This window comes from Achromobacter sp. EG18 (assembly GCF_059759395.1).
Genome location: NZ_CM186213.1, coordinates 5,076,719 through 5,097,504 on the forward strand (window position 1 = coordinate 5,076,719; position 20,786 = coordinate 5,097,504).

At 65.7% G+C, this 20,786-nt stretch carries 16 protein-coding genes; 11 read left to right on the forward strand and 5 right to left on the reverse strand.

Translation table 11 applies throughout. From position 1 onward, the window contains the following. The first annotated feature begins 4 nt into the window (after nucleotides 1-4). The 10 genes from accC (at nucleotide 5) to AC6CR5_RS23410 (ending at nucleotide 10,109) form a co-directional block, all read left to right on the forward strand. Nucleotides 5-1,351 carry an acetyl-CoA carboxylase biotin carboxylase subunit gene (accC, locus tag AC6CR5_RS23365; protein ID WP_006388604.1) on the forward strand — a complete coding sequence of 449 codons (1,347 nt, stop codon included), beginning with the start codon at nucleotides 5-7 and terminating at the stop codon, nucleotides 1,349-1,351. 102 nt (nucleotides 1,352-1,453) lie between these two features. Beyond that, entirely contained in the window at nucleotides 1,454-2,380 is a 927-nt protein-coding gene (prmA, locus tag AC6CR5_RS23370) for a 50S ribosomal protein L11 methyltransferase (protein ID WP_006388605.1), read from the forward strand. 25 nt (nucleotides 2,381-2,405) lie between these two features. Next, nucleotides 2,406-3,818: a DUF3426 domain-containing protein gene (locus AC6CR5_RS23375; RefSeq protein WP_038502800.1), complete on the forward strand. Its 1,413-nt coding sequence runs from the start codon at nucleotides 2,406-2,408 to the stop codon at nucleotides 3,816-3,818. Between the two features lie 12 nt (nucleotides 3,819-3,830). Continuing rightward, the gene (locus tag AC6CR5_RS23380; protein WP_024067683.1) at nucleotides 3,831-4,772 is read left to right on the forward strand and encodes a carbohydrate kinase family protein; all 942 of its coding nucleotides are present in this window, start codon (nucleotides 3,831-3,833) and stop codon (nucleotides 4,770-4,772) included. A gap of 220 nt (nucleotides 4,773-4,992) precedes the next feature. Beyond that, nucleotides 4,993-5,496, forward strand: a complete 504-nt coding sequence (locus AC6CR5_RS23385) for an outer membrane lipoprotein (RefSeq protein WP_006388608.1) — start codon at nucleotides 4,993-4,995, stop codon at nucleotides 5,494-5,496. Between the two features lie 414 nt (nucleotides 5,497-5,910). Next, nucleotides 5,911-6,150 carry an acyl carrier protein gene (locus AC6CR5_RS23390; RefSeq protein WP_006388609.1) on the forward strand — a complete coding sequence of 80 codons (240 nt, stop codon included), beginning with the start codon at nucleotides 5,911-5,913 and terminating at the stop codon, nucleotides 6,148-6,150. Next, a complete protein-coding gene (locus tag AC6CR5_RS23395; protein ID WP_006388610.1) occupies nucleotides 6,128-7,306 on the forward strand; it encodes a D-alanyl-lipoteichoic acid biosynthesis protein DltD in 1,179 nt (392 codons plus the stop codon). The genes AC6CR5_RS23390 and AC6CR5_RS23395 overlap by 23 nt, the downstream gene beginning before the upstream one ends. Beyond that, the gene (locus AC6CR5_RS23400) at nucleotides 7,303-7,509 is read left to right on the forward strand and encodes a hypothetical protein (RefSeq protein ID WP_006388611.1); all 207 of its coding nucleotides are present in this window, start codon (nucleotides 7,303-7,305) and stop codon (nucleotides 7,507-7,509) included. Before AC6CR5_RS23395 ends, AC6CR5_RS23400 begins: the two co-directional genes overlap by 4 nt. Nucleotides 7,510-7,516: 7 nt before the next feature. Further along, entirely contained in the window at nucleotides 7,517-8,644 is a 1,128-nt protein-coding gene (locus AC6CR5_RS23405) for an MBOAT family O-acyltransferase (RefSeq protein WP_006388612.1), read from the forward strand. Nucleotides 8,645-8,660: 16 nt separating this feature from the next. Next, nucleotides 8,661-10,109, forward strand: coding sequence for a D-alanine--poly(phosphoribitol) ligase (locus AC6CR5_RS23410; protein WP_047993350.1), 1,449 nt, complete (start codon nucleotides 8,661-8,663; stop codon nucleotides 10,107-10,109). Nucleotides 10,110-10,173: 64 nt separating this feature from the next. Here the strand turns inward: AC6CR5_RS23410 and AC6CR5_RS23415 are convergent, their stop codons facing one another. The 5 genes from AC6CR5_RS23415 to AC6CR5_RS23435 all read right to left on the reverse strand — a co-directional run bounded on the left by AC6CR5_RS23415 (nucleotide 10,174) and on the right by AC6CR5_RS23435 (nucleotide 19,867). Further along, nucleotides 10,174-10,734, reverse strand: a complete 561-nt coding sequence (locus AC6CR5_RS23415; protein WP_026383203.1) for a YggT family protein — start codon at nucleotides 10,732-10,734, stop codon at nucleotides 10,174-10,176. Nucleotides 10,735-10,913: 179 nt separating this feature from the next. Then, nucleotides 10,914-11,561, reverse strand: a complete 648-nt coding sequence (locus tag AC6CR5_RS23420; protein ID WP_006388615.1) for a histone H1-like DNA-binding protein — start codon at nucleotides 11,559-11,561, stop codon at nucleotides 10,914-10,916. Between the two features lie 345 nt (nucleotides 11,562-11,906). Continuing rightward, on the reverse strand, nucleotides 11,907-13,106 hold the full coding sequence (locus AC6CR5_RS23425; protein WP_006388616.1) for a ribonucleotide-diphosphate reductase subunit beta: 1,200 nt from the start codon (nucleotides 13,104-13,106) through the stop codon (nucleotides 11,907-11,909). Between the two features lie 20 nt (nucleotides 13,107-13,126). Beyond that, nucleotides 13,127-16,057, reverse strand: a complete 2,931-nt coding sequence (locus tag AC6CR5_RS23430; RefSeq protein ID WP_024067687.1) for a ribonucleoside-diphosphate reductase subunit alpha — start codon at nucleotides 16,055-16,057, stop codon at nucleotides 13,127-13,129. Nucleotides 16,058-16,360: 303 nt separating this feature from the next. Further along, nucleotides 16,361-19,867 carry an indolepyruvate ferredoxin oxidoreductase family protein gene (locus AC6CR5_RS23435; protein ID WP_498085756.1) on the reverse strand — a complete coding sequence of 1,169 codons (3,507 nt, stop codon included), beginning with the start codon at nucleotides 19,865-19,867 and terminating at the stop codon, nucleotides 16,361-16,363. Nucleotides 19,868-20,005: 138 nt separating this feature from the next. Between AC6CR5_RS23435 and AC6CR5_RS23440 the strand changes: the two genes are divergently transcribed. Further along, the gene (locus AC6CR5_RS23440) at nucleotides 20,006-20,455 is read left to right on the forward strand and encodes an Lrp/AsnC family transcriptional regulator (RefSeq protein WP_006388620.1); all 450 of its coding nucleotides are present in this window, start codon (nucleotides 20,006-20,008) and stop codon (nucleotides 20,453-20,455) included. The last annotated feature ends 331 nt before the right edge of the window (nucleotides 20,456-20,786 follow it).

Genomic DNA, 20,786 nt, shown 5'->3' on the forward strand with positions numbered 1-20,786 from the left:
GAAAATGTTCGAAAAAATCCTGATCGCCAACCGGGGCGAAATCGCCCTGCGCATTCAGCGCGCCTGCCGCGAGCTGGGCATCAAGACCGTGGTGGTGCACTCCGAGGCCGACCGCGAAGCCAAGTACGTGCGCCTGGCCGATGAATCCGTGTGCATCGGGCCCGCGCCGTCGCGCGAAAGCTACCTCAACATGCCGGCCATCATTTCGGCGGCCGAAGTCACGGATTCCGAGGCAATCCACCCGGGTTACGGGTTCTTGTCCGAAAATGCCGATTTCGCCGATCGCGTCGAGAAAAGCGGCTTCGTCTTCATCGGCCCGCGTCCCGACACGATCCGCCTGATGGGCGACAAGGTCAGCGCCAAGCGCGCCATGATCGAAGCCGGCGTGCCGGTGGTGCCGGGTTCCGAAGGCGCGTTGCCCGACGATCCGCAGGAAATCATCCGCGTTGCGCGCGAAGTCGGTTATCCGGTCATCATCAAGGCCGCCGGCGGTGGCGGTGGCCGTGGCATGCGCGTGGTGTACACCGAGGCCGCGCTGCTGAATGCCGTCACCATGACGCGTTCGGAAGCGGGCGCCGCGTTCAACAACCCGGAAGTCTATATGGAGAAGTTCCTCGAGAACCCGCGCCATGTGGAAATCCAGGTGCTGGCCGACGGCGGTCGCAACGCCGTGTGGCTGGGCGAACGCGACTGCTCCATGCAGCGCCGCCACCAGAAGGTCATCGAGGAAGCGCCGGCCCCCGGCATCGCGCGCCGCCTGATCGAGCGCATCGGCGACCGCTGCGCCGACGCCTGCCGCAAGATGGGCTACCGTGGCGCGGGCACGTTCGAGTTCCTGTATGAAAACGGCGAGTTCTATTTCATCGAAATGAACACCCGCATCCAGGTCGAACACCCGGTCACCGAGCTGATCACCGGCGTCGACCTGGTGCAGCAGCAGATCCTGATCGCCGCCGGCGAGAAGTTCACGCTGCGCCAGCGCGACATCACCTTCAAGGGCCACGCGATCGAGTGCCGCATCAACGCCGAGGATCCGTTCCGCTTCGTGCCCAGTCCTGGCCGCATCACCAACTGGCACACGCCGGGCGGCCCGGGCGTGCGCATCGATTCGCACGCGTTCAACGGCTATTTCGTGCCGCCGAACTATGATTCGATGATCGCCAAGGTCATCACCTACGGCGACACGCGCGACCAGGCGCTGGCGCGCATGCGCACCGCGCTGTCGGAAATGGTGGTGGAGGGCATTTCCACCAACATCCCGCTACATCGCGAACTGCTGCAGGATGCCCGCTTCGTCGAAGGCGGCACCAGCATCCACTATCTGGAAAACAAGCTGGCCCAGCGTCCCTGACCAGCCGATAGCAGGGGGGCTCAGGCCCCCCTTTTACTGCCTTAACCGGCTGACCGGGCCGCGGCGTTTGCCGCGGCCCGTTGGCCAGATGGAAGAATCATCATGCGTGAACTCGTGCTCCACTGCCAGGAGGCGCAAGCCGAAGCCCTGTCCGATGCGTTGCTGGAGGCGGGCGTGCTGTCGGTGTCCGTCGAGGATGCCGACCTGGGCACCGATGATGAGCGTCCGCTGTTCGGCGAGCCGGGCACCGAACCCGACGTGCAGGCCTGGGAACGCAACCGCGTCGTGGCCCTGCTGCCGGACGGCGCCGATCCCGCGCAGATCATGGAAGAAGCCGCCGCGGCGGGCGAACTCGATCCCGCGCTGTTTGCCGGCTGGAGCCTGCGCGACGTGCCCGACGCCGACTGGGTGCGCCTGACGCAATCGCAGTTCGGCCCCATCCACATCGCCGAACGTCTCTGGATCGTACCCAGCTGGCATCGCGACAGCCCGGACGTGCCGGGCCTGGAAACGCCCGCCGCCGAGGACGGCGCCATCCACATCGAACTCGATCCGGGCCTGGCCTTCGGCACCGGCAGCCATCCGACCACGCACCTGTGCCTGGCCTGGCTGGAAGCCGAACTGCCCAAGGGCGCGACCCTGCTGGACTACGGCTGCGGCTCGGGCATCCTGGCGATTGCCGCGCGCAAGCTGGGCGCGGGCCCGACCCAGGCCGTCGATATCGACGCCCAGGCGGTGCAGAGCACGGTCTTCAACGCCGAGGTCAACCACGTCGAGCTGCAGGCCATGCTGCCCGACGGCCTGGCCGACGGCACCTTCGAGGTCGTGGTGGCCAACATCCTGTCCAACCCGCTCAAGGTGCTGGCGCCCATGCTGGCCGGCCGGGTCGCCGCGGGCGGCCACCTGGTGCTGTCCGGCGTGCTGGAACGGCAGGCCGAGGAAGTGGCCGCCGCCTACGCGCCCTGGATCGCCATGTCGGTCTGGCGCGCCCGTGACGGCTGGGTCTGCCTGCACGGCCAGAAGGCCTGAGCCCGGTTCCGCAGGATCCCGCGCCATGGCCCTGACCACCCGCTGCCCGCAATGCGGTACATCGTTCAAGGTGGTGCCCGACCAGCTTCGGGTCCGCAACGGCCTGGTGCGCTGCGGCGCCTGCGCCACCGTGTTCGACGGCCGCGCCTGCCTGCTGCCCGAGACGGGCGCGGGCATGCCGGCCGCGGCCATTCCCGCCTCGAACACGCCAATCGCGCGGCCTGCGCCCGCCGCGCCGCAGGCGATCGCCGCGCCGGTCCTGGTGACGCCGCCGGCGCCGCCTGTCGACGACGGGGCGCCGCCGCCGGTGCGGCGTCCGTCTGTCGAACCGCGCGCGGTCGCGCCCTGGGACGACCTGCCCGATGAGCCCGCCTCGCCGGGCATTCATCCGGGAGCCAGCGGCGCGTCCCCGGCCGCCGCCCCGTCAGTCGCGCCGACCGAGGAACCGGCCCCCCGGCCTCTCGCGTCCGCCGTGCCGCCCGCCGTGCTGCGCGGCCGTGACGACATCCGCCGCCGCATCGAACCCGACGCCGCGCTGGCGGAAGAGGGCGACGATGACGAAGACGAAAATGAAGACCTGGATCGCTACGACGACGAACCGCGCCTGAGCCATGCGCCGCCGCGCTGGCCGGCGCCGGCCGCGCCGCGCGACGAGCCCATCGTGGCGGTGCGCGACAGCGCGAACCACGAGGCGCCGCGCCATGCCCGGCCCGCCGAACCGGTATTCGTGGTGCGTGACGACGCGCGGCCCACGCCGCCCGGCGATGACGATGAGATCGGCCTGCGTCATCCCGATGACGATGATCAGGACGCCGATGACAGGCGCGACCTCGACGGCGCCGCCGAGCCGATCCTGGGAGACACGCGCACGCGCTATTCCAGCGCCACCGACGTCGGTCGCGCGCCGCCCGAATTCCTGGACCAGGATCGCCAGGAGCGCCATGGCCTGCTGCGCAAGCTGTGGGGCTACGCCTGCCTGATCGGCCTGCTCGCGCTGGGCTTGCAGCTGCTGTACGTGTACCGCATCGACATTGCCAATTCCGTGCCGGTGCTGCGGCCGGCGCTCGAAGCCGCCTGCAAGCCGCTGGGCTGCACGGTCGGTTACGCGCGCCGCCTGGAGCGCATCGCCATCTCTTCGTCGTCGTTACAGCCGCCCACGGGCGCGGCCGCCATCGATGACGGCCGCACGCGGCTGGTGCTGAACCTGGTGCTGCGCAATCGCTACGACAAGCCGCAACATTGGCCGGCGCTGGTGCTGGACCTGACTGATTTGTCGGACACGGTGGTGGTGCGCCGCGTGCTGATGCCCGAGAATTACCTGACGCCCGAACAACTGCGCGGCCCCTTCGGGCCGGCGGGCGAACTGAAGATTTCCGTGCCGATTGAAGTGACCGGTGTTCAAGTCAACGGCTATCAACTCGACAAGTTCTTTCCTTGAAGGATGACATTCATGGCGACCCCCGTTCTGGTCTGCGGTTCGATGGCGTTCGACACCATCGCGGTGTTCGAAGGCCGCTTCAAAGAGCACATCCTGGCCGACCGCATCCAATCCCTGAGCGTGTCGTTCCTGGTGCCCAGCATGCGCAAGGAATACGGCGGTTGCTCCGGCAACATTGCCTACAACATGAATCTGCTGGGCGGCAAGCCGGTGCCGGTGGCCACCGTGGGCGAGGACGCCGGTGAATACCTCGAGCGCCTGACCGGCCTGGGCATCGACGTGAGCCGCGTCAAGGTGGTGCCGGGCACGTTCACCGCGCAATGCTTCATCACCACGGACCTGGACGACAACCAGATCACCGCGTTCCACCCGGGCGCCATGTCGTTCTCGGCCAGCAATGACCTGAGCGATGCCAAGGCGAGCTGGGGCATCGTCGCCCCGGATGCCAAGGAAGGCATGTTCGCCCACGCCGAACGCCTGCACCGCAGCGGCATCCCCTTCATCTTCGACCTGGGCCAGGCCATGCCGCTGTTCGACGGCGCCGACCTGGAACGCATGCTCGGCCTGGCCCAGGCCCTGACCGTCAACGATTACGAGGCCGGCGTGGTCGAGCAGCGCACGGGCCGCAGCATGGCGGACATCGCCACCGGTTTGCAGGCGGTGGTCGTCACCCGCGGCGCCGAAGGCGCCACGCTGCTGACCGAAGGCAAGAGCTTCCAGATCGAACCGGTGCGCGCCACCCAGGTGGTCGATCCCACCGGCTGCGGCGACGCCCAGCGGGGCGGCCTGCTCTACGGCTTGACCAGCGGCTGGAATTGGGAAGACAGCTGCCGCCTGGGCAACGTCATGGGCGCCATCAAGATCGCCTCGCGCGGTCCGCAGAACCATGCCCCGTCGCGCGCCGAGATCGACGCCGTGCTGCACGCCACCTACGGCATCCACCTGCCGGCCTGATCCCGTTTCGGGTTGGCGATCCGGCCGCGGCGGGAACCCGGCCGCGTGGCAATGGTCGAATAGCCGGCAAAAACAGGCCGTGGCGGTTTAGCGCCGCGGCCGGTTCGCAAGCTGGTTTTCCGCCCGTGGCGGTGCGTTTCAGTGTGTTGCACGTTAGGCTGCAGTCCCCGTAGGGCGGAGTATTATCAGATCGTCGGCTGTGCCCGATCGAGGAGTCCAAATGAACCAAAGCAAAACCTTTTCCTTGTTGACGCCGCGTACCGGCCGGTGGCTGGCCGTGGCTGCCGTCGTGACCTCGATGGCAGTCCTGGGCGGTTGCGCCAATCGCAGCGCGTCCAGCGGTGTGTATAGCTATGATCAAGCCCAGCGCGAACAGATCGTCCGCACGGGCACGGTGACGGGCGTGCGCCCCATCGTCATCCAGAACGACAAGTCCAGCGGCGTCGGCATGCTGGCTGGCGGCGCGCTGGGTGGCGTGGCAGGTAACGCCATCGGTGGCGGCACGGGCCGTACCATCGCCACGGTCGGCGGCGCCATCCTGGGCGCACTGGCCGGCAACGCCGTGGAAAACCAGGTTGGCAAGAATTCCGGCTACGAAATCACGGTGCGCCTGGATAACGGCGAAACCCGCGTCGTGGCCCAGGAAGCCGATGTGCCGATCAGCGTCGGCCAGCGTGTGCAGGTCATCAGCGGCGCCGGTCCGACCCGCGTCACGCCGATGTAATCCTTCTGGCGCCTGCCACCACCCGAAGCCCGCGCATGCGGGCTTTTTTTCGTTCCGGCGGGCGGCTGGACAATCGCCTTGGTGGCTGGGGACAGGGCAGTCAGCGCGGCGAGGAGGGGATTCTGTCGCTCCGCTGCAACGCAACACCCGGGATTTACCCCAAGGCGTTACCTTTTCGAGCCATTTATAGCGATTTGGTCTGTAAGTTTCATGGCGATTCAACGGTTGAAGTGCCATGATGGCACCCGTGAACGAAGTCGCCGCGTGAATTTGATGTAACCAAGTGCATCGGCGGCTCCTTCCGGAAGGCTGAAATCTGTCAGACGACTTTCAGCTGATTTCTATATACTCGCCGTCCAGAAACTCGGGGCGGGGATGATTTTGCCAACGAGGCAATGTAACGCCGTACTAGCTATGCACACCGAGCAAGAACTCCACACCAAGATTGGCGCGATCGTCGAGTCGATCGTCATGAAGAAAGTCACTCCCGATACACAACTGATTGCCACCGGCCTGGTCGATTCGCTCGCCGCCGTGGATATCACGCTGGCGGTCGAGGCGGAGTACGGCTGCAGCATCCCGGCTCCCGAGATCGCCGAACATCTGCAGTCGGTACGCACGCTCGCCGGCTATGTCGCTGCCAATCTTTCGTAATCCCCGCCTGCTGTCCCACGCCGCGGCCGCCATCACGGCGGCGGCGCTGGCGTACGGGGCCTTTTGCGGCGCGGATGACGTACTGTCCCGGATTGTCCGCCCCGTTTCCACGGTGGCGTCGGACAAGAACAACTATCTGCCCAACCTGGGGCCGGATTGGGGCACGCAGCACGTCAACCTGAATCGCCTGGGCAATGCGCTCAGCGACGGCACGTTGGTGGTGCTGGGTTCGTCCGAGCTGTCCAGCCACGACTTGCGCTTCGTTCCCTACCGTTTCTTCCCCGAAGAACTGAAGGTACCGACGCTGGCCTATGGGCACGCGATGTTCCAGTCCTACGGCATCGTCAGCGTGCTGGAATCCGTCGCGGATTCACTGACCCCCAACACGCGCCTGGTGATCATGGTGTCGCCGGCCTGGTTCGCCTCGGGCGGCCAGCTGCCTCGCAGCGCGTTCGCCGAACACGTCACCGGCCCGGTCTGGGATCGTCTCTGGGACAAGCCCAGCACGCGCGAACAGATGCAGAACTGGATCAGCGACAACGCCAACTGGGGCTTGCTCTGGCTGATCGCCAACGGCCAGGTTGCCGAGCTCAAGGACAAGCTGTCGCTGTGGTGGAACGCGCGCAAGGAACCCGCGCCAGATCGTCCGCGCAGCAAGCTGTCGGTGCCCGCGCATCGCTTCGTGACATGGCCCTCGTCAGCGCGGCTCAACCCGGGCCAATGGTCGCGCCTTACGCACGAGGCGCGCGAAGTCGAACACCAGCTGGGCGGCAACAACCCCTACGACGTGCGCGACGACTACTACAAGCAATACCTGGCGCCCTTGTATTCGCCGGCGCGAAACGAGTTCGCCGACGTCGATCCGCTCACGCGCACCGAGCTGGGCGACCTGTCGCGTGTCATGGCCCTGTTGCAACGGCGCAAGGTCAAGGCCTACTTCGTGATCCAGCCGTTCAATCCCAAGCTCATCCTCGACGTCGAACGCTTCGATCCGGTGGTGGCCGCCATTACCGGCATGTGCCAGCGCTACCAGATGGGTTGCCTGGATATGTACAGCATTCCCTTCGAGCCGGGCATGGTGCGCGATGACATGCATCTGGCCGAACTCGGTTGGGCGATGGCGGACCAGGGCATTGCGGAGTACTTTTCCCGATGAATCTCATTCCAGGCGCCGATGCGGCGCAAGGCGAAGCCGGCCAGAAGCAGGACGCCCGCAAGGCGGCCAAGGCCTGGGGGCGGCGCTTCTTCTGGCACCTGTGCCTGTATATCGGGGTGATCCTGGTGTTCGTGCTGCAGGCGCAGCCCACCACGGGCAGCGGCGGACCTATCAAGGTCGAATTCCAATATCAACAGTTCTGACCGCAGCATGGAATTGTTCGCAAGTTTGAGTTTTTTCGGCGGCGCCTTGTTCGGCGGGCTGGGCCTGTTGGCCTACCGTTCGGTCGGCATGCCGCTGCGCATTGGTTATCGCCATATCATCGGCGTGATCTGCCTGGGCGTGTGGATGGCGGTGTTCTGGGCGCGTCCCTACCAGCCCATCGCGCTGCTGGCCATCTCGGGCAGCGCGCTGTGGGCCATGCGCCGCAACTACATCCCGACCTGGCTGGCCGTTGTCATCACCATGACGCCGCTGCTGCTGGTCAAGACCGGTGTGTCGCACCTGGGCGCGATGCTGGGCCTGTCGTTCGCCACCTTCCGCGCCATCGACGTGCTGCTGTTCGCGCCGCGCAACGAGCGCGTGTCGCCGCTGGACTACTTCATCTACCTGTTCTTCCCCCTGACGCTGCTGGCCGGCCCGATGTACCGCTGGCGCAATTTCCAGGCCGACCTCAAGCGCGGCTATGAAGGCGTCAACCTGAACACCTGGCTGACCGGCCTGGAACTGATCATGCTGGGCGTGATCCAGAAGTTCGGCCTGGCCGAGCTGATCTGGCGCTACGGCCTGTCGACCCTGGACGCCCACGATTATTCGTTCACCGGCGTGGCGCTGAACGCCTCGCTCTACAGCGCCTACCTGTTCTTCGATTTCGCCGGCTATTCCACCATGGCCATCGGCATCGGCATGCTGTTCGGCTTCACCTTGCCGATCAACTTCCGCAACCCGCTGGCGACGCTGAATCCGCAGGACTTCTGGCGCCGCTGGCACATCAGCCTGTCCGAATGGCTGCGCGACGTCGTGTTCATGCCGATCTACAAGGCGCTGAGCAAGACCTCGTTCTTCTCGCGCCACCGTCTGGCGGCGCAGAACATCGGCATCTTCGCCACGCTGCTGGCCATGGGTGTGTGGAACGGGTTGTCGGTGCACTACATCGTCAGCGGCCTGATGTTCGGCGCCTATTCGGTCGGTCACAACCTGCTGATCAACGCCGCCCGCACCCGGCCGGCGCTGCAGGCCACGCTGGCGCGGCCCGTCATGCGTTTCCTCGGACGCGTGCTCACCCTGATCCTGGCTGCCCTGGCGCTCTACGTGTTCAGCGGCCGCAGCCCCATCTGACGCCGGGAGTTTCGGCATGCGTTTCGACCTGAAGACATTCCAGTTCATTGACTCCGCGCGCGCGCCCGACGCGCTCGCGGTGGTCGGCGCCGACCGCAGCCTGACCTGGGCGCAACTGCGCGAGGAGGCCGAAGCCTGGGCCGCCCAGGCGCGCGAACATGGCGCCGCGCCGGACGTGCCGGTGGCCATCTATGGCCACAAGGAAGCGTCGTTCTTCGTTGCCATGGTTGGCGCGCTGCTGATCGGCGCGCCATTCGTGCCGGTCGATACCATCTACCCGCCGGAACGCCTGCGCCGCATCGTCGAGATCGTGCGCGCCGCCGCCGTCTACGACGCCGCGGCCCAGGGCTTCGAGCCGGGCGAGGGCGCCGAGCTGGCCGAGCGCGGCCTGGCCTACATCATGTTCACGTCCGGCAGCACCGGCGACCCCAAGGGCGTGCAGATCGGCCGCGAAAGCGTCGGCCTGCTGGGCGACTGGATGCTGGGCAGCTTCGGCCTGGGCGAGGCGCCGGTGTTCATGAACCAGGCGCCGTTCAGCTTCGACCTGTCGATGTACGAGGTATTCGCCACGCTCGCCGCCGGCGGCACTTGCGTGCTGAACTCCCGCGAGCAGATCGGCGCGGCCGCCACCTGGATGGGCCGGCTGGCGCAGAACGGCGTAAGCGTGTGGGTGTCGACGCCGTCGTTCGCGCACCAGCAACTGGCCAACCGCGACTTCTCGCCGGCCACGCTGCCGACGCTGCGCACCTTCCTGTTCTGCGGCGAGCCGCTGCCGGCCGCGCTGGCGAAGAAGCTGCGCCAGCGTTTCCCGGACGCGGTCATCCTGAATACCTATGGCCCGACCGAGGCCACCGTTGCCACCACCTGGATCGCCATCACCGATGCCGTGCTGGCGATGCACGACCCGTTGCCGGTCGGCCACGCCAAGCCGGATTGCGAGCTGCGCATCCAGGACGGCGAGATCTGCATCATCGGCGACCACGTCATGCGCGGCTACCTGAACCGCCAGGACCTGAACGAGACCAAGCTGTTCGTGGCCGAGGATGGCCGCCGCGGTTTTCGCACCGGTGACCTGGGTGAGTTGGGCGCGGACGGGCTGCTGTTCTGCCGTGGCCGCATGGATGACCAGATCAAGTTGAACGGCTATCGCATCGAGCTGGCCGAGATCGACGAGGCCTTGCATGGTCTGCCGGGCGTGGCGGGCGGCGCCTGCGCGGTGCTGCGCCGGCCCGATGGCACGGCGGTGCGCCTGATTGGATTCGTCGCCGGCACGGCCGCGGGGCGGGATGATGCCTGCCTGCTTGAGCAGGATGCGCTGTCGGGTTGGAAGGAGCGACTGGCGCAGCGCCTGCCGCCCTATATGGTTCCGTCCGAGCTGGTGGCCTGCGTGGTGCTGCCCATGTCGAACAACCACAAGATCGACCGCAAGAAGCTGATCGATATCTACGCCGCGATTCCGGCGTAGCGCGCCGGTTGCGGCGCATGGCGGAAAATGGCCCGGGCGGTATTGCCGGGCCGTTTCCGTTTTTTCAGACGCCCATCAGGCCGTAGCTCAGGCGCGCCAGGACCATCAGGAGGACCTGCGCCACGATCAGCAGTACCAAGGGCGAAAAGTCGATCGAGGTGCGCGGCAGCAGCCGGCGGATGGGGTCCAGCATCGGCGCGGTCAGCGCCTGCAGCAGCGGCATCATGGGCGCCATCGGGTTGACCCACGAGAGCACTGCCTGGATCAGGGTCAGCCACACGATCAGGTTCAAGGCCCACTTGAGCGCCATGAGCAGCGCCGACAGCATGGCCGAAGGCAGCAATACGGCCGGGATCAGCGCGCCGATGGCGACCAGCCAGATCAGCACCAGATAGACCAGCGCCGACAGCCAGGTTGCCACCAGGCTGGTCCAGTCTATCTTGTTGCCCGCGGGAATGATCTTGCGCAGGGGCAGCACCAGCCAATTGGTGGCCTGGTAGATGACGCGCGCCAGCGGGTTGAAGGGATGCAGCCGTATCGCGTGCATCCAGGCGCGGGCGATCAGGGCCGCGCCGAACAGCGTGAATGCGATTTCGAGCAGGAAGCGGAGGATTTCACCGAGCATGGACGCTATCTACCTAATGAAGACGGCTTTTATTGTCTCACGGCAATGCGGCAACGGTGGCGTCCTACCCCTCGAGCGGGCGTTCTTTCTTGCGGTAGGCGCGCCAGGCGGCCCGAAATAAAAACCGCCTGGCCAAGGCCAGGCGGTTTGAGGCACTGCTGCCGTTGTGACCGGTCCGATTACGGACGGCCACCCGTCGGGAACGGCCACGACGCGGCGGGGTTCAGCGCGGTCTTCGCGCCCGGAGCGGCTGCCGTGGACGGCGGCGTGACGGGCTTCTTCGGAGCGGCTTTCTTCGCAGCCGGCTTCTTGGCAGCGGCGGGCTTCGCAGCCGGCTTGGCAGCGGGCTTCTTGGCGGCCGGGGCCTTCTTGGCTACGACTTTCTTGGCAACCGCCTTCTTGGCGGGGGCCTTCTTGGCAACCGCCTTCTTGGCGACGGCCTTCTTGGCTACCGCTTTCTTGGCGACGACCTTCTTGGCAACCGCTTTCTTGGCGGGGGCCTTCTTGGCTACCGCTTTCTTGGCGACGGCCTTCTTGGCAACCGCCTTCTTGGCGACGACCTTCTTGGCCGCTGCCTTCTTGGCTACCGGCTTCTTGGCCGCGACTTTCTTGGCGACGGCCTTCTTGGCTACCGCTTTCTTCGCGACCTTCTTGGCGGCCGGCTTCTTGGCGGCAACCTTCTTCACCGCCGGCTTCTTGGCGGCGACCTTCTTGACGGCTACCTTCTTGACGGCAGCTTTCTTGGCCGGAGCGGCCTTCTTAGCTACTGCCTTCTTGGCGGCGGGCTTCTTCACCGCTTTCTTTACGGCTTTCTTGGCTGTTGCCATGGTCATGCTCCTTAGGTTCAGGGGTCCCAGAACTTAAACCCGTGCCCCGATCCGCCAACAAGGCGAACCGTGCCCGGGCTATTCATCGGCGCATGCCGCTGTTCTGTGCGAGCAACAGCTACTACGGTTTGCGCTAATGAATTCGGCACAGCCATTTGATATGGCCCCCGCTCCTTTGGCGCGAGCCATTTCAAATGGCGCCGGTGGGCAGCCTGATCACAGACCGCCTACCGCTTGTTCTACGTGTTCGAAAACACCCTGACCTGGGAGATCGCCCTCAAGGCCTGGCGCGAACGCGACGCTCTTGCAAGAGCGTGCCCGCGCCGGGCCCGAAGGCGAACTGCGTTACTCCCAGCTCAGCGTGCCACCGGTTTGGTATTCGATCACGCGAGTTTCAAAAAAGTTGCGTTCCTTCTTAAGGTCGATCATTTCCGCCATCCACGGGAAGGGATTCTCTTCCTGCGGGTACAGCGGTTCGATACCGATTTGCTGGCAACGACGGTTGGCGATGAAGCGCAGGTAGGATTTGAACATGGGAGCGTTCAAGCCCAACACACCGCGCGGCATCGTGTCTTCGGCGTAAGCGTATTCGAGTTCGACCGCTTTGCGGAAGAGTTCTCGAATTTCTTCGCGGAATTCCGGCGTCCACAGATGCGGATTTTCCAGTTTGACGGTGTTGATCAGGTCGATGCCGAAATTGCAGTGCATGGATTCATCGCGCAGGATGTACATGTACTGCTCGGCCGCGCCGGTCATCTTGTTCTGGCGACCCAGCGCCAGGATTTGCGTGAAGCCAACGTAGAAGAACAGGCCTTCCATCAGGCAAGCGAAGACGATCAGCGACTTCAGCAGCGTCTGGTCGGCTTCGGGCGTGCCCGTCTTGAAGTTGGGGTCCGCGATCGCGTCGATGAACGGAATCAGGAACTCGTCCTTGGCGCGGATGGACGGCACTTCGTTGTAAGCGTTGAAGATCTCCGCTTCGTCCAGGTCCAGGCTTTCGACGATGTATTGATAGGCGTGCGTGTGGATGGCTTCTTCGAAGGCCTGGCGCAGCAGGAACTGGCGGCATTCGGGGGCCGTGATGTGGCGGTAGGTGCCCAGCACGATGTTGTTCGCGGCCAGCGAGTCGGCCGTGACGAAGAAACCCAGGTTGCGCTTGACGATGCGGCGTTCGTCCTCGGTGAGCCCGTTCGGGTTCTTCCAGAGGGCGATGTCGCGCGACATGTTGATTTCTTGCGGCATCCAGTGGTTCGCGCACGTGGCCAGGTATTTCTCCCATGCCCACTTGTACTTGAACGGCACCAGCTGGTTGACGTCGGTCTGGCCGTTGATGATGCGCTTGTCGGCGACCTTCACGCGTTGCGAGGTGGCGTTGCCGCTGGCCGTCAGGCCGGCCGCATGCTGCGGCGCGGCCGGGGTCGGCATGGCGGTGTCGCCGAACACGCCGGTCGCCGCCCGGACTTCGGGCGCAGCCTGCCCGCCCGCCGCGGGCGCGGGGGCTTGTGCAGGTTGCGTGGCGAGGGTGTCGTCTTCCCAATTAATCATGATTCATTCTCCGGAGGCGGTTATTGGCAGGCTTCGCACTCTTCGAAGCCGGGGTCGCCCGGCCGCATGGTGCAAACCGCCCCGAGAACTTCGGGTTCCGGCAAAACAGGTGCAGCGGACACGGGGGCGGCGGCGGAAGTGCCACCGGCGCTGACGGCGTTCAGTTCGCCGCCGCGTCCCGTCGACTTCTCGGCGCTGGTGGCGCCAAGGGTACGCAGGTAATAGGTCGTCTTCAGGCCACGCTTCCAGGCCAGCTTGTAGGTGTCGTCCAGCTTCTTGCCGGAGGCGCCGGCCATGTAGATGTTCAGCGACTGGGCTTGATCGATCCACTTCTGGCGACGCGAGGCGCATTCCACCAGCCAGCTCGGTTCGACTTCGAACGCGGTGGCGTAGAGTTCGCGGAGTTCGGAAGGTACGCGATCGATGCGGGACAGGCTGCCGTCGAAGTACTTGAGGTCGGCGACCATGACTTCGTCCCAGAGACCGAGTTTCTTCAGGTCACGCACGAGGTAATCGTTAACGACCGTGAACTCGCCGGAGAGATTCGATTTGACGTACAAGTTCTGGAAAGTGGGTTCGATGCACGCAGATACACCAATGATATTGGAAATAGTCGCGGTTGGGGCGATTGCGATGCAATTGGAGTTGCGCATGCCATGTTGTTTGATGCGCGCGCGCAACGCATCCCAATCGAGCGTGCTCGATTCATCGACCTCGACATGACCACCGCGTTCGTCACGCAGCATCTTCAACGTGTCTTGCGGCAGGATGCCACGCGACCACAGCGAGCCTTCGTACGATTGATAGCGGCCACGTTCTTCGGCCAGCAGGCTCGAGGCCCAGTAGGCGTGATAGCACACCGCTTCCATCGAGCGGTCGGCGAATTCAACGGCGGCTTGCGACGCGTACGGCACGCGCATCATCTGCAGGCAGTCCTGGAAGCCCATGATGCCCATGCCCACTGGACGATGGCGCGCGTTGGAGTTGCGGGCCTTGTCGACGGCGTAATAGTTGATGTCGATGACGTTGTCGAGCATGCGCATGGCGATGCTGACGGTGCGCTTGATCTTCTCGTGGTCGAGTTCGAAACCGCCGCCAGCGGCCGGCTTCATGTGCGCGACCAGGTTCACCGACCCCAGGTTGCAAACCGCGATTTCCGATTCGTTGGTGTTCAGCGTGATCTCGGTGCACAGGTTCGAGCTGTGGACCACACCGACGTGCTGCTGCGGCGAACGGATGTTGCACGGATCCTTGAACGTGATCCACGGGTGGCCGGTTTCGAACAGCATCGACAGCATCTTGCGCCACAGGGTCAGCGCCGGCATCTTCTTGAACAGCTTCAGGTCGCCGCTGGCGACGCGCGCTTCATAGCCGACGTAGGCTTCTTCGAAGGCCTTGCCGTACTTGTCGTGCAGGTCGGGGCAGTCGGACGGCGAGAACAGGGTCCATTCGCCGCCTTCCATGACGCGCTTCATGAACAGGTCGGGAATCCAGTTCGCCGTGTTCATGTCGTGGGTGCGACGACGCTCGTCGCCGGTGTTCTTGCGCAGTTCGAGGAATTCCTCGATGTCCAGGTGCCACGATTCCAGGTAGGTGCAGACCGCGCCCTTGCGCTTGCCGCCCTGGTTCACCGCCACGGCGGTGTCGTTGACGACCTTCAGGAACGGGACCACGCCCTGGCTTTCGCCGTTGGTGCCCTTGATGTGGCTGCGCAGCGCGCGCACCGGGGTCCAGTCGTTGCCCAGGCCGCCGGCGTACTTGGCCAGCAGAGCGTTTTCCTTGATGGCGTCGTAGATGCCTTCCAGGTCGTCGGAGACGGTGGTCAGGTAGCACGACGACAGCTGCGAGTGCAGGGTGCCCGAGTTGAACAGCGTCGGGGTCGAGCTCATGAAGTCGAACGACGACAGGATCTCGTAGAACTCGATGGCGCGGGCTTCGCGATCGGTCTCGCGCAGCGCCAGGCCCATGGCCACGCGCATGAAGAACACCTGCGGCAGTTCGATGCGGGTGCCGCGGATGTGCAGGAAGTAGCGGTCGTACAGGGTCTGCAGGCCGAGGTAGCCGAACTGCAGGTCGCGCTTGGCGTTCAGCGCCTTGCCCAGCTTGGTCAGGTCGTAGCCGGCCAGGTCGGGCGACAGCAGGCCGCCTTCGATGCCGCGGGCGATGAAGGTGGGGAAGTACTCGGCGTAGCGGGCGGCCATGCCGTCCTGCGAGACTTCCTCGCCCAGCACTTCCTTGCGGATCGTGTGCAGCAGCAGGCGGGCGGTGACTTGGCTGTAGGCCGGGTCCTTCTCGACCAGCGCGCGCGCCGACAGGATGGCGGACTTGAACACTTCGTCGACGGGGATGCCGTCGTACAGGTTCTTGACCGTTTCCTTCAGGATGGCTTCGGAGTCGATGAATTCGGCCAGGCCTTCACCGGCGGCGACGATGGTGGCGCGCAGTTCGGCGATGTCCAGCGGACGGCGGACACCCGCGTCCGTGACGTGCAGCACGTTTTCCTGCGGCACGGCGTCGACCTTCTGTTGGCCTTCGGCGGCCGCGGCGGCGGCGCGTTCCTGGGTGCGCTTCTCGCGGTAGAGCACGTAGGCGCGGGCGACGTCGTGCTGGCCCGAGCGCATCAGGGCCAGTTCGACCTGGTCCTGGATGTCTTCGATATGGAAGGTGCCGCCACCGGGGCGGTTACGCACCAGCGCGTTGACGGCCTGGGTCGTCAGTTGTTCAACCAGCTCGCGCACGCGGGCCGAGGCCGCGCCCTGGCCGCCGTTGACGGCCAGGAAGGCCTTGGTCATGGCGATGGCGATCTTGCCGGGTTCGAACCCGACCACCGAGCCATTGCGGCGGATGATGTTGTAGCTGGCCCATTGCCCGCCGTTGGCGTCGGCAGGGGAATCGGTTTGCGAGGGCGGCACGGCCGAGGGCCGGGTCACAGAGGCGATCGTAGTCTGCATGGAAGCTCCTGTGCGAAAAGCGCGTAGATAGCGACATGACGACGTCATGTCAGGTACGAAATTGGATCTTATTGAGGGGGTCGCAACGCTTGGACGGACGAATCCGCATGGCGTGGCCGACGAGTATCAGCGGTTAGGCGACCACAAGATGTAGTGTAGCACCCCTCGTTGGACACTAATTCTAGTGATCGAGTACGACAGCTACAAGAAGAAGATAGGATCAGGTTCCCAAAACATTGTTACTAAATGCACTGGGCGCGCCTAGCAAGGCGCGCCCAGGAGAATGCCGCTCAGCGCGAGTGTTTATGCGGTTTTCCGCAGGGGTACATCGCGCGGGGCAGGCGCCGTATAGCTTTGCATCAAGCGGGCCAGCTCCGTCCTGTACTTCTCGACGTTCGCAGCCTTCACGTGGCCGAAGCCGCGGATGGTTTCTGCAAGGGCGGCGATTGTAGCCGCTTGCGCCAGGTTGTCGCGGTTCAACCCTGCGAGCAACTGGTCTATGGTCTGGCGGTACTCGCCCACCAGCGCGCGCTCCATCTTGCGTTCGGCGGTGTGGCCGAACGGATCGAACCAGGTGCCGCGCAGGCGCTTGAAGCGAGTCAGCAGCTTGAGCGCGGTCATGGTGCGCGGGCCCAGCATCACCTTGCGCGGTACGCCGGTGCGCGGGTCCTTGCGCGCGAAGATCGGCGGCGCCATGTGGAAGCGCAGGCTGTAGTCGCCCTCGAACTGGCCCTTGAGCTGGGCCTGGAAGGCCTCGCTCGTATAGAGGCGGGCGACTTCATATTCGTCCTTGTAGGCCATCAACTTGAACAGTCCGCGCGCCACCGCCATGGCCAGGCGCGGCGTCCTGGCGTCGGGCGCCAGCTCGCGCTCGCGCGCGGCGACGCGTTCGACCACCTCGCGGTAGGCCTGCGCGTAGGCGGCGTCCTGGTAAGCGGTCAGGTCTTCGACGCGGCGCGCCACGGCGCGCTCGAAGGTTTCCGGCACATGCAGTTGCACCACCTGGGCGCGCGGGCGCAGCGCGCCTTCCAGCGCTTCGGGTTGGTGCGCGGCCAGGCGGCCGCTGTCGAAGGCCGCGCGGTTGGCGGCCACGGCGACGCCATTCAGTTCGATGGCGCGGTTGATGGCGGCCTGCGACAGCGGCACGCAGCCGCGCTGCCAGGCGTAGCCCAGCATGAACATGTTCGACAGGATGCTGTCGCCGAACAGCGCCAGCGCGGCCTCGTGCGCATCGATGGCGGCGGTGTGCTCGTCGCCGGCGGCGTGGCTGATCTTGGCCAGCAGCGCTTCCGGCCGCATGGCGGCGTCCGGGTTGCGGGTGAAATCGGACACCGGGGCGACGTAGGTGTTGACGGTGACCTGCGTGTGGCCGCGGCGCAGCGCGCCGAGCGAGTCGGGCGCCACGGCGGCGACCGGATCGCACAGGATGGCGGCGTCGGCCTGCTGCCAGTCCAGGCGCACCGGGCCGGCGGCCGCGCCCGCGGGCGCCAGGCGGATGTGGCTGACGACCGTGCCGCCCTTCTGCGCCAGGCCCGTCAGGTCCAGCACCGCGGCCGACAGGCCTTCCAGGTGCGCGGCCATCGAGACGATGGCGCCGATGGTGATGACGCCGGTGCCGCCCATGCCCGCCACCAGCAGGCGGTAAGGGCGTTCCAGCGCCGGCGGTTGCGGCAGCGGCAGTTGCTGGATCAGGCGCTGCAGGCGTTCCTGGTCGGCCTTGGGCGCCGCGCTCTTTCTGGGCTTGCCGCCCATGACCGAGACGAAGCTGGGGCAGAAGCCTTCGGCGCAGGAATAGTCCTTGTTGCAGCTGGACTGGTCGATGGCGCGCTTGCGGCCGTAGGGCGTTTCCAGCGGCACCACCGACAGGCAGTTCGATTTCACGCCGCAGTCGCCGCAGCCTTCGCACACGGCGCTGTTGATCAGCATGCGGCGGGCCGGGTCGGGGAACTGGTTCTTCTTCCTGCGGCGGCGCTTTTCGGCGGCGCAGGTCTGGTCGTGGATCAGCACGGTGACGCCGGGGATCTCGCGCAGCTCGCGTTGCAGCGCGTCGAGGTCGCGGCGGTGGTGTACCTTGATGCCGGCGCCCAGGTCCACGCCCTGGTATTTCTCGGGTTCGTCGCTGGTGACGACGATGCGGGCGACGTTCTCGCCGCGCAGCTGCTGGCAGATCTGCGGCACCGAGATCGGCCCATCCACCGGCTGGCCGCCGGTCATGGCGACGGCGTCGTTGAACAGGATCTTGTAGGTGATGTTGGCCTTGGCGGCCACGGCCTGGCGGATCGCCAGGTAGCCGGAGTGGTAATAGGTGCCTTCCCCCATGTTCTGGAAGATGTGCGGCATCTTGGTGTAGCGCGACAGGCCGATCCAGTCGACCCCTTCGCCGCCCATCTGGGTCAGGCCGCCGGTGTCGCGGTCCATCCAGGCGGCCATGTAGTGGCAACCCACGCCCGACAGCGCCTGGCTGCCTTCGGGCACCTTGGTCGAGGTGCTGTGCGGACAGCCGGAACAGAAATAGGGCCGGCGGCGCATGCCGTCGGCGTCGTTGGACAGCATGTCCTGGCAGTCGAAGGTGGCCAGGTCGACGCCGGGCTGCAGGCCGGCGCTGCGCGACAGCCATTGGGCCAGCGGCCGCGCCAGCAGCGACGGGCGCAGCTGGCCGGCGGACGGCACCAGCGTCTCGCCGTCGAAACCCTTCTTGCCGACCACGGTGGCGCGCTCGGGCAGGTTGAACAGCAGGTCCTTGAGCTGGGTCTCGACCACGGCGCCTTTTTCCTCGATCACGAGGATGTGCGACAGGCCGCGCGCGAACTCGAGCATGCGTTCGGCGTCCAGCGGCCAGGTCAGGCCGGGCTTGTAGACGCGCACCGGCGCGTTGGCGGTGACGGTGTCCACGCCCAGGCGCGCCAGCGCTTCCATCGCGTCCAGGTGGGCCTTGCCGACGGTGACGATGCCGACGGTGGCCTTGGGCGCGGGACAGGTGAGGCGGTCGATGCTGTGGCGGCGCGCGAAGGCGGCCACCGCCTTCATGCGCAGGTTCATGCGGGTTTCGACCGCCAGCGACAGGAAGTCGCGGGCGGAGTATTCCAGCGCTTCCGGCGGCAGGTCCGGATCGGCCGGCATGTCGTAGCTGCGCACCGGCGCGGGCGTGAAGGAGTGGCCGCTCTCGATGGTCTCGGACACGGCCTTGAAGGCGACCCAGGTGCCGGAGTGGCGCGACAGGGCCCAACCCCACAGGGCGAAGGTTTCGTATTCGTCGATCGAGGCCGGGTGCACGATGGGCATCTGCCAGCCGATCAGCGAGGCCTCGCTGGCGTGCGGGATGGAGGAGGAGACGGCGGTGTGGTCGTCGCCCACCACCACCAGCACGCCGCCATGGCGCGAGGCGCCGGCGGCGTTGCCGTGGTGCAGGGCATCGCCGGCGCGATCCACGCCGGGGCCCTTGCCGTACCACATGGCGAAGACGCCATCGACGTTGCGGTCGGCACGCATGCCGGCCTGCTGCGTGCCCATGACGGCGGTGGCGGCCATGTCTTCGTTGATGCCGGGCAGGAACGAGATCTGGTTGGCGTCGAGCGCCTTCTGCGCCTTCCACATCGCCATGTCGACGCCGCCCAAGGGCGAGCCGCGGTAGCCGGAGACGAAGCCGGCGGTGTTCAGCCCGCGCTCGCGATCGACGCGGCGCTGGGTCAGCATGATGCGCACCAGGGCCTGGGTGCCGGTCAGGAAGATGCGGCCGGTCTGGCGGGTGAGGTTGTCGGCGAGCTGGTAGTCGAGGTCCAGCGCGGGCTCGGGGGCGGGGGGGCCGTCCATCATGAATGCTCCTGTAGTCGGCACCATGATAGGTTCGCGAGGCATCGGGTTTATTGCGTTTTCGGATCGTGCTATCCCTATAATTCGCAATGAATATTTCGTGTTCGCGGAATTTCGACCCAAAAAGGAGACAAGACGATGGACAAGACCGATATCGGCATCCTCAAGGCCCTGCAGGAGGATGGCCGGGCCTCGGCACAGCAGCTGTCGGACAAGGTGGGGCTATCGGCGGCGCCGGTGTGGCGGCGGGTGAAGGCGCTGGAGGCCAGCGGCGTGATCCAGGGTTACAGCGCGCAGGTGGATCGCAGCAAGGTGGGGCTGGGTTGCATGTTTGCGCAGATCAGCCTGGAGCGGCATTCGGCGAATACGGTGGAGAACTTCGAGCGGTCGGTGCGGGATGCGCCGGAGATTCTCGAATGCTATGCGGTGACGGGGGATTCGGATTTTCTGCTCAAGATTCTTGTGGAGAGTCCGGAGGCTTATGACCGGTTCTTGCATCGGTTCTTGTTCAATATGCCGGGGATTCGGCAGACGCGGACGATTGTGGCGTTGCGGGAGATCAAGCATGAGTTGAAGTTGCCTTTGTAGGGGGCTTCTATGTGGGCTCTTGTGGCGGGTTGGGTTCTTTAGTCGCGGGAGCCGGGGCAGGCGGGGGATGGCGGGGCTACGATTGCGGTCCGGAGCCTTCGCTCCGGACTGCCCCTTCCTCATCTTCGTCACAGCCTTCGGCTGTTCCTTCAGATTCCGTCGGGCGCATCTACACGCCCCGCCATCCCCCGCCTGCCCCGACTCCCGCTTTTGATGAGACTTAACGGCCGGGCTTTGGGGCGAGTTGTGTGCTTGGCGTTCTTGCCGTCAATCTGGGGGGAGGGAGGATCTTGCGGGGTCGTCAAAAAGCGGCCGCGCGGGCGGCCTTTTT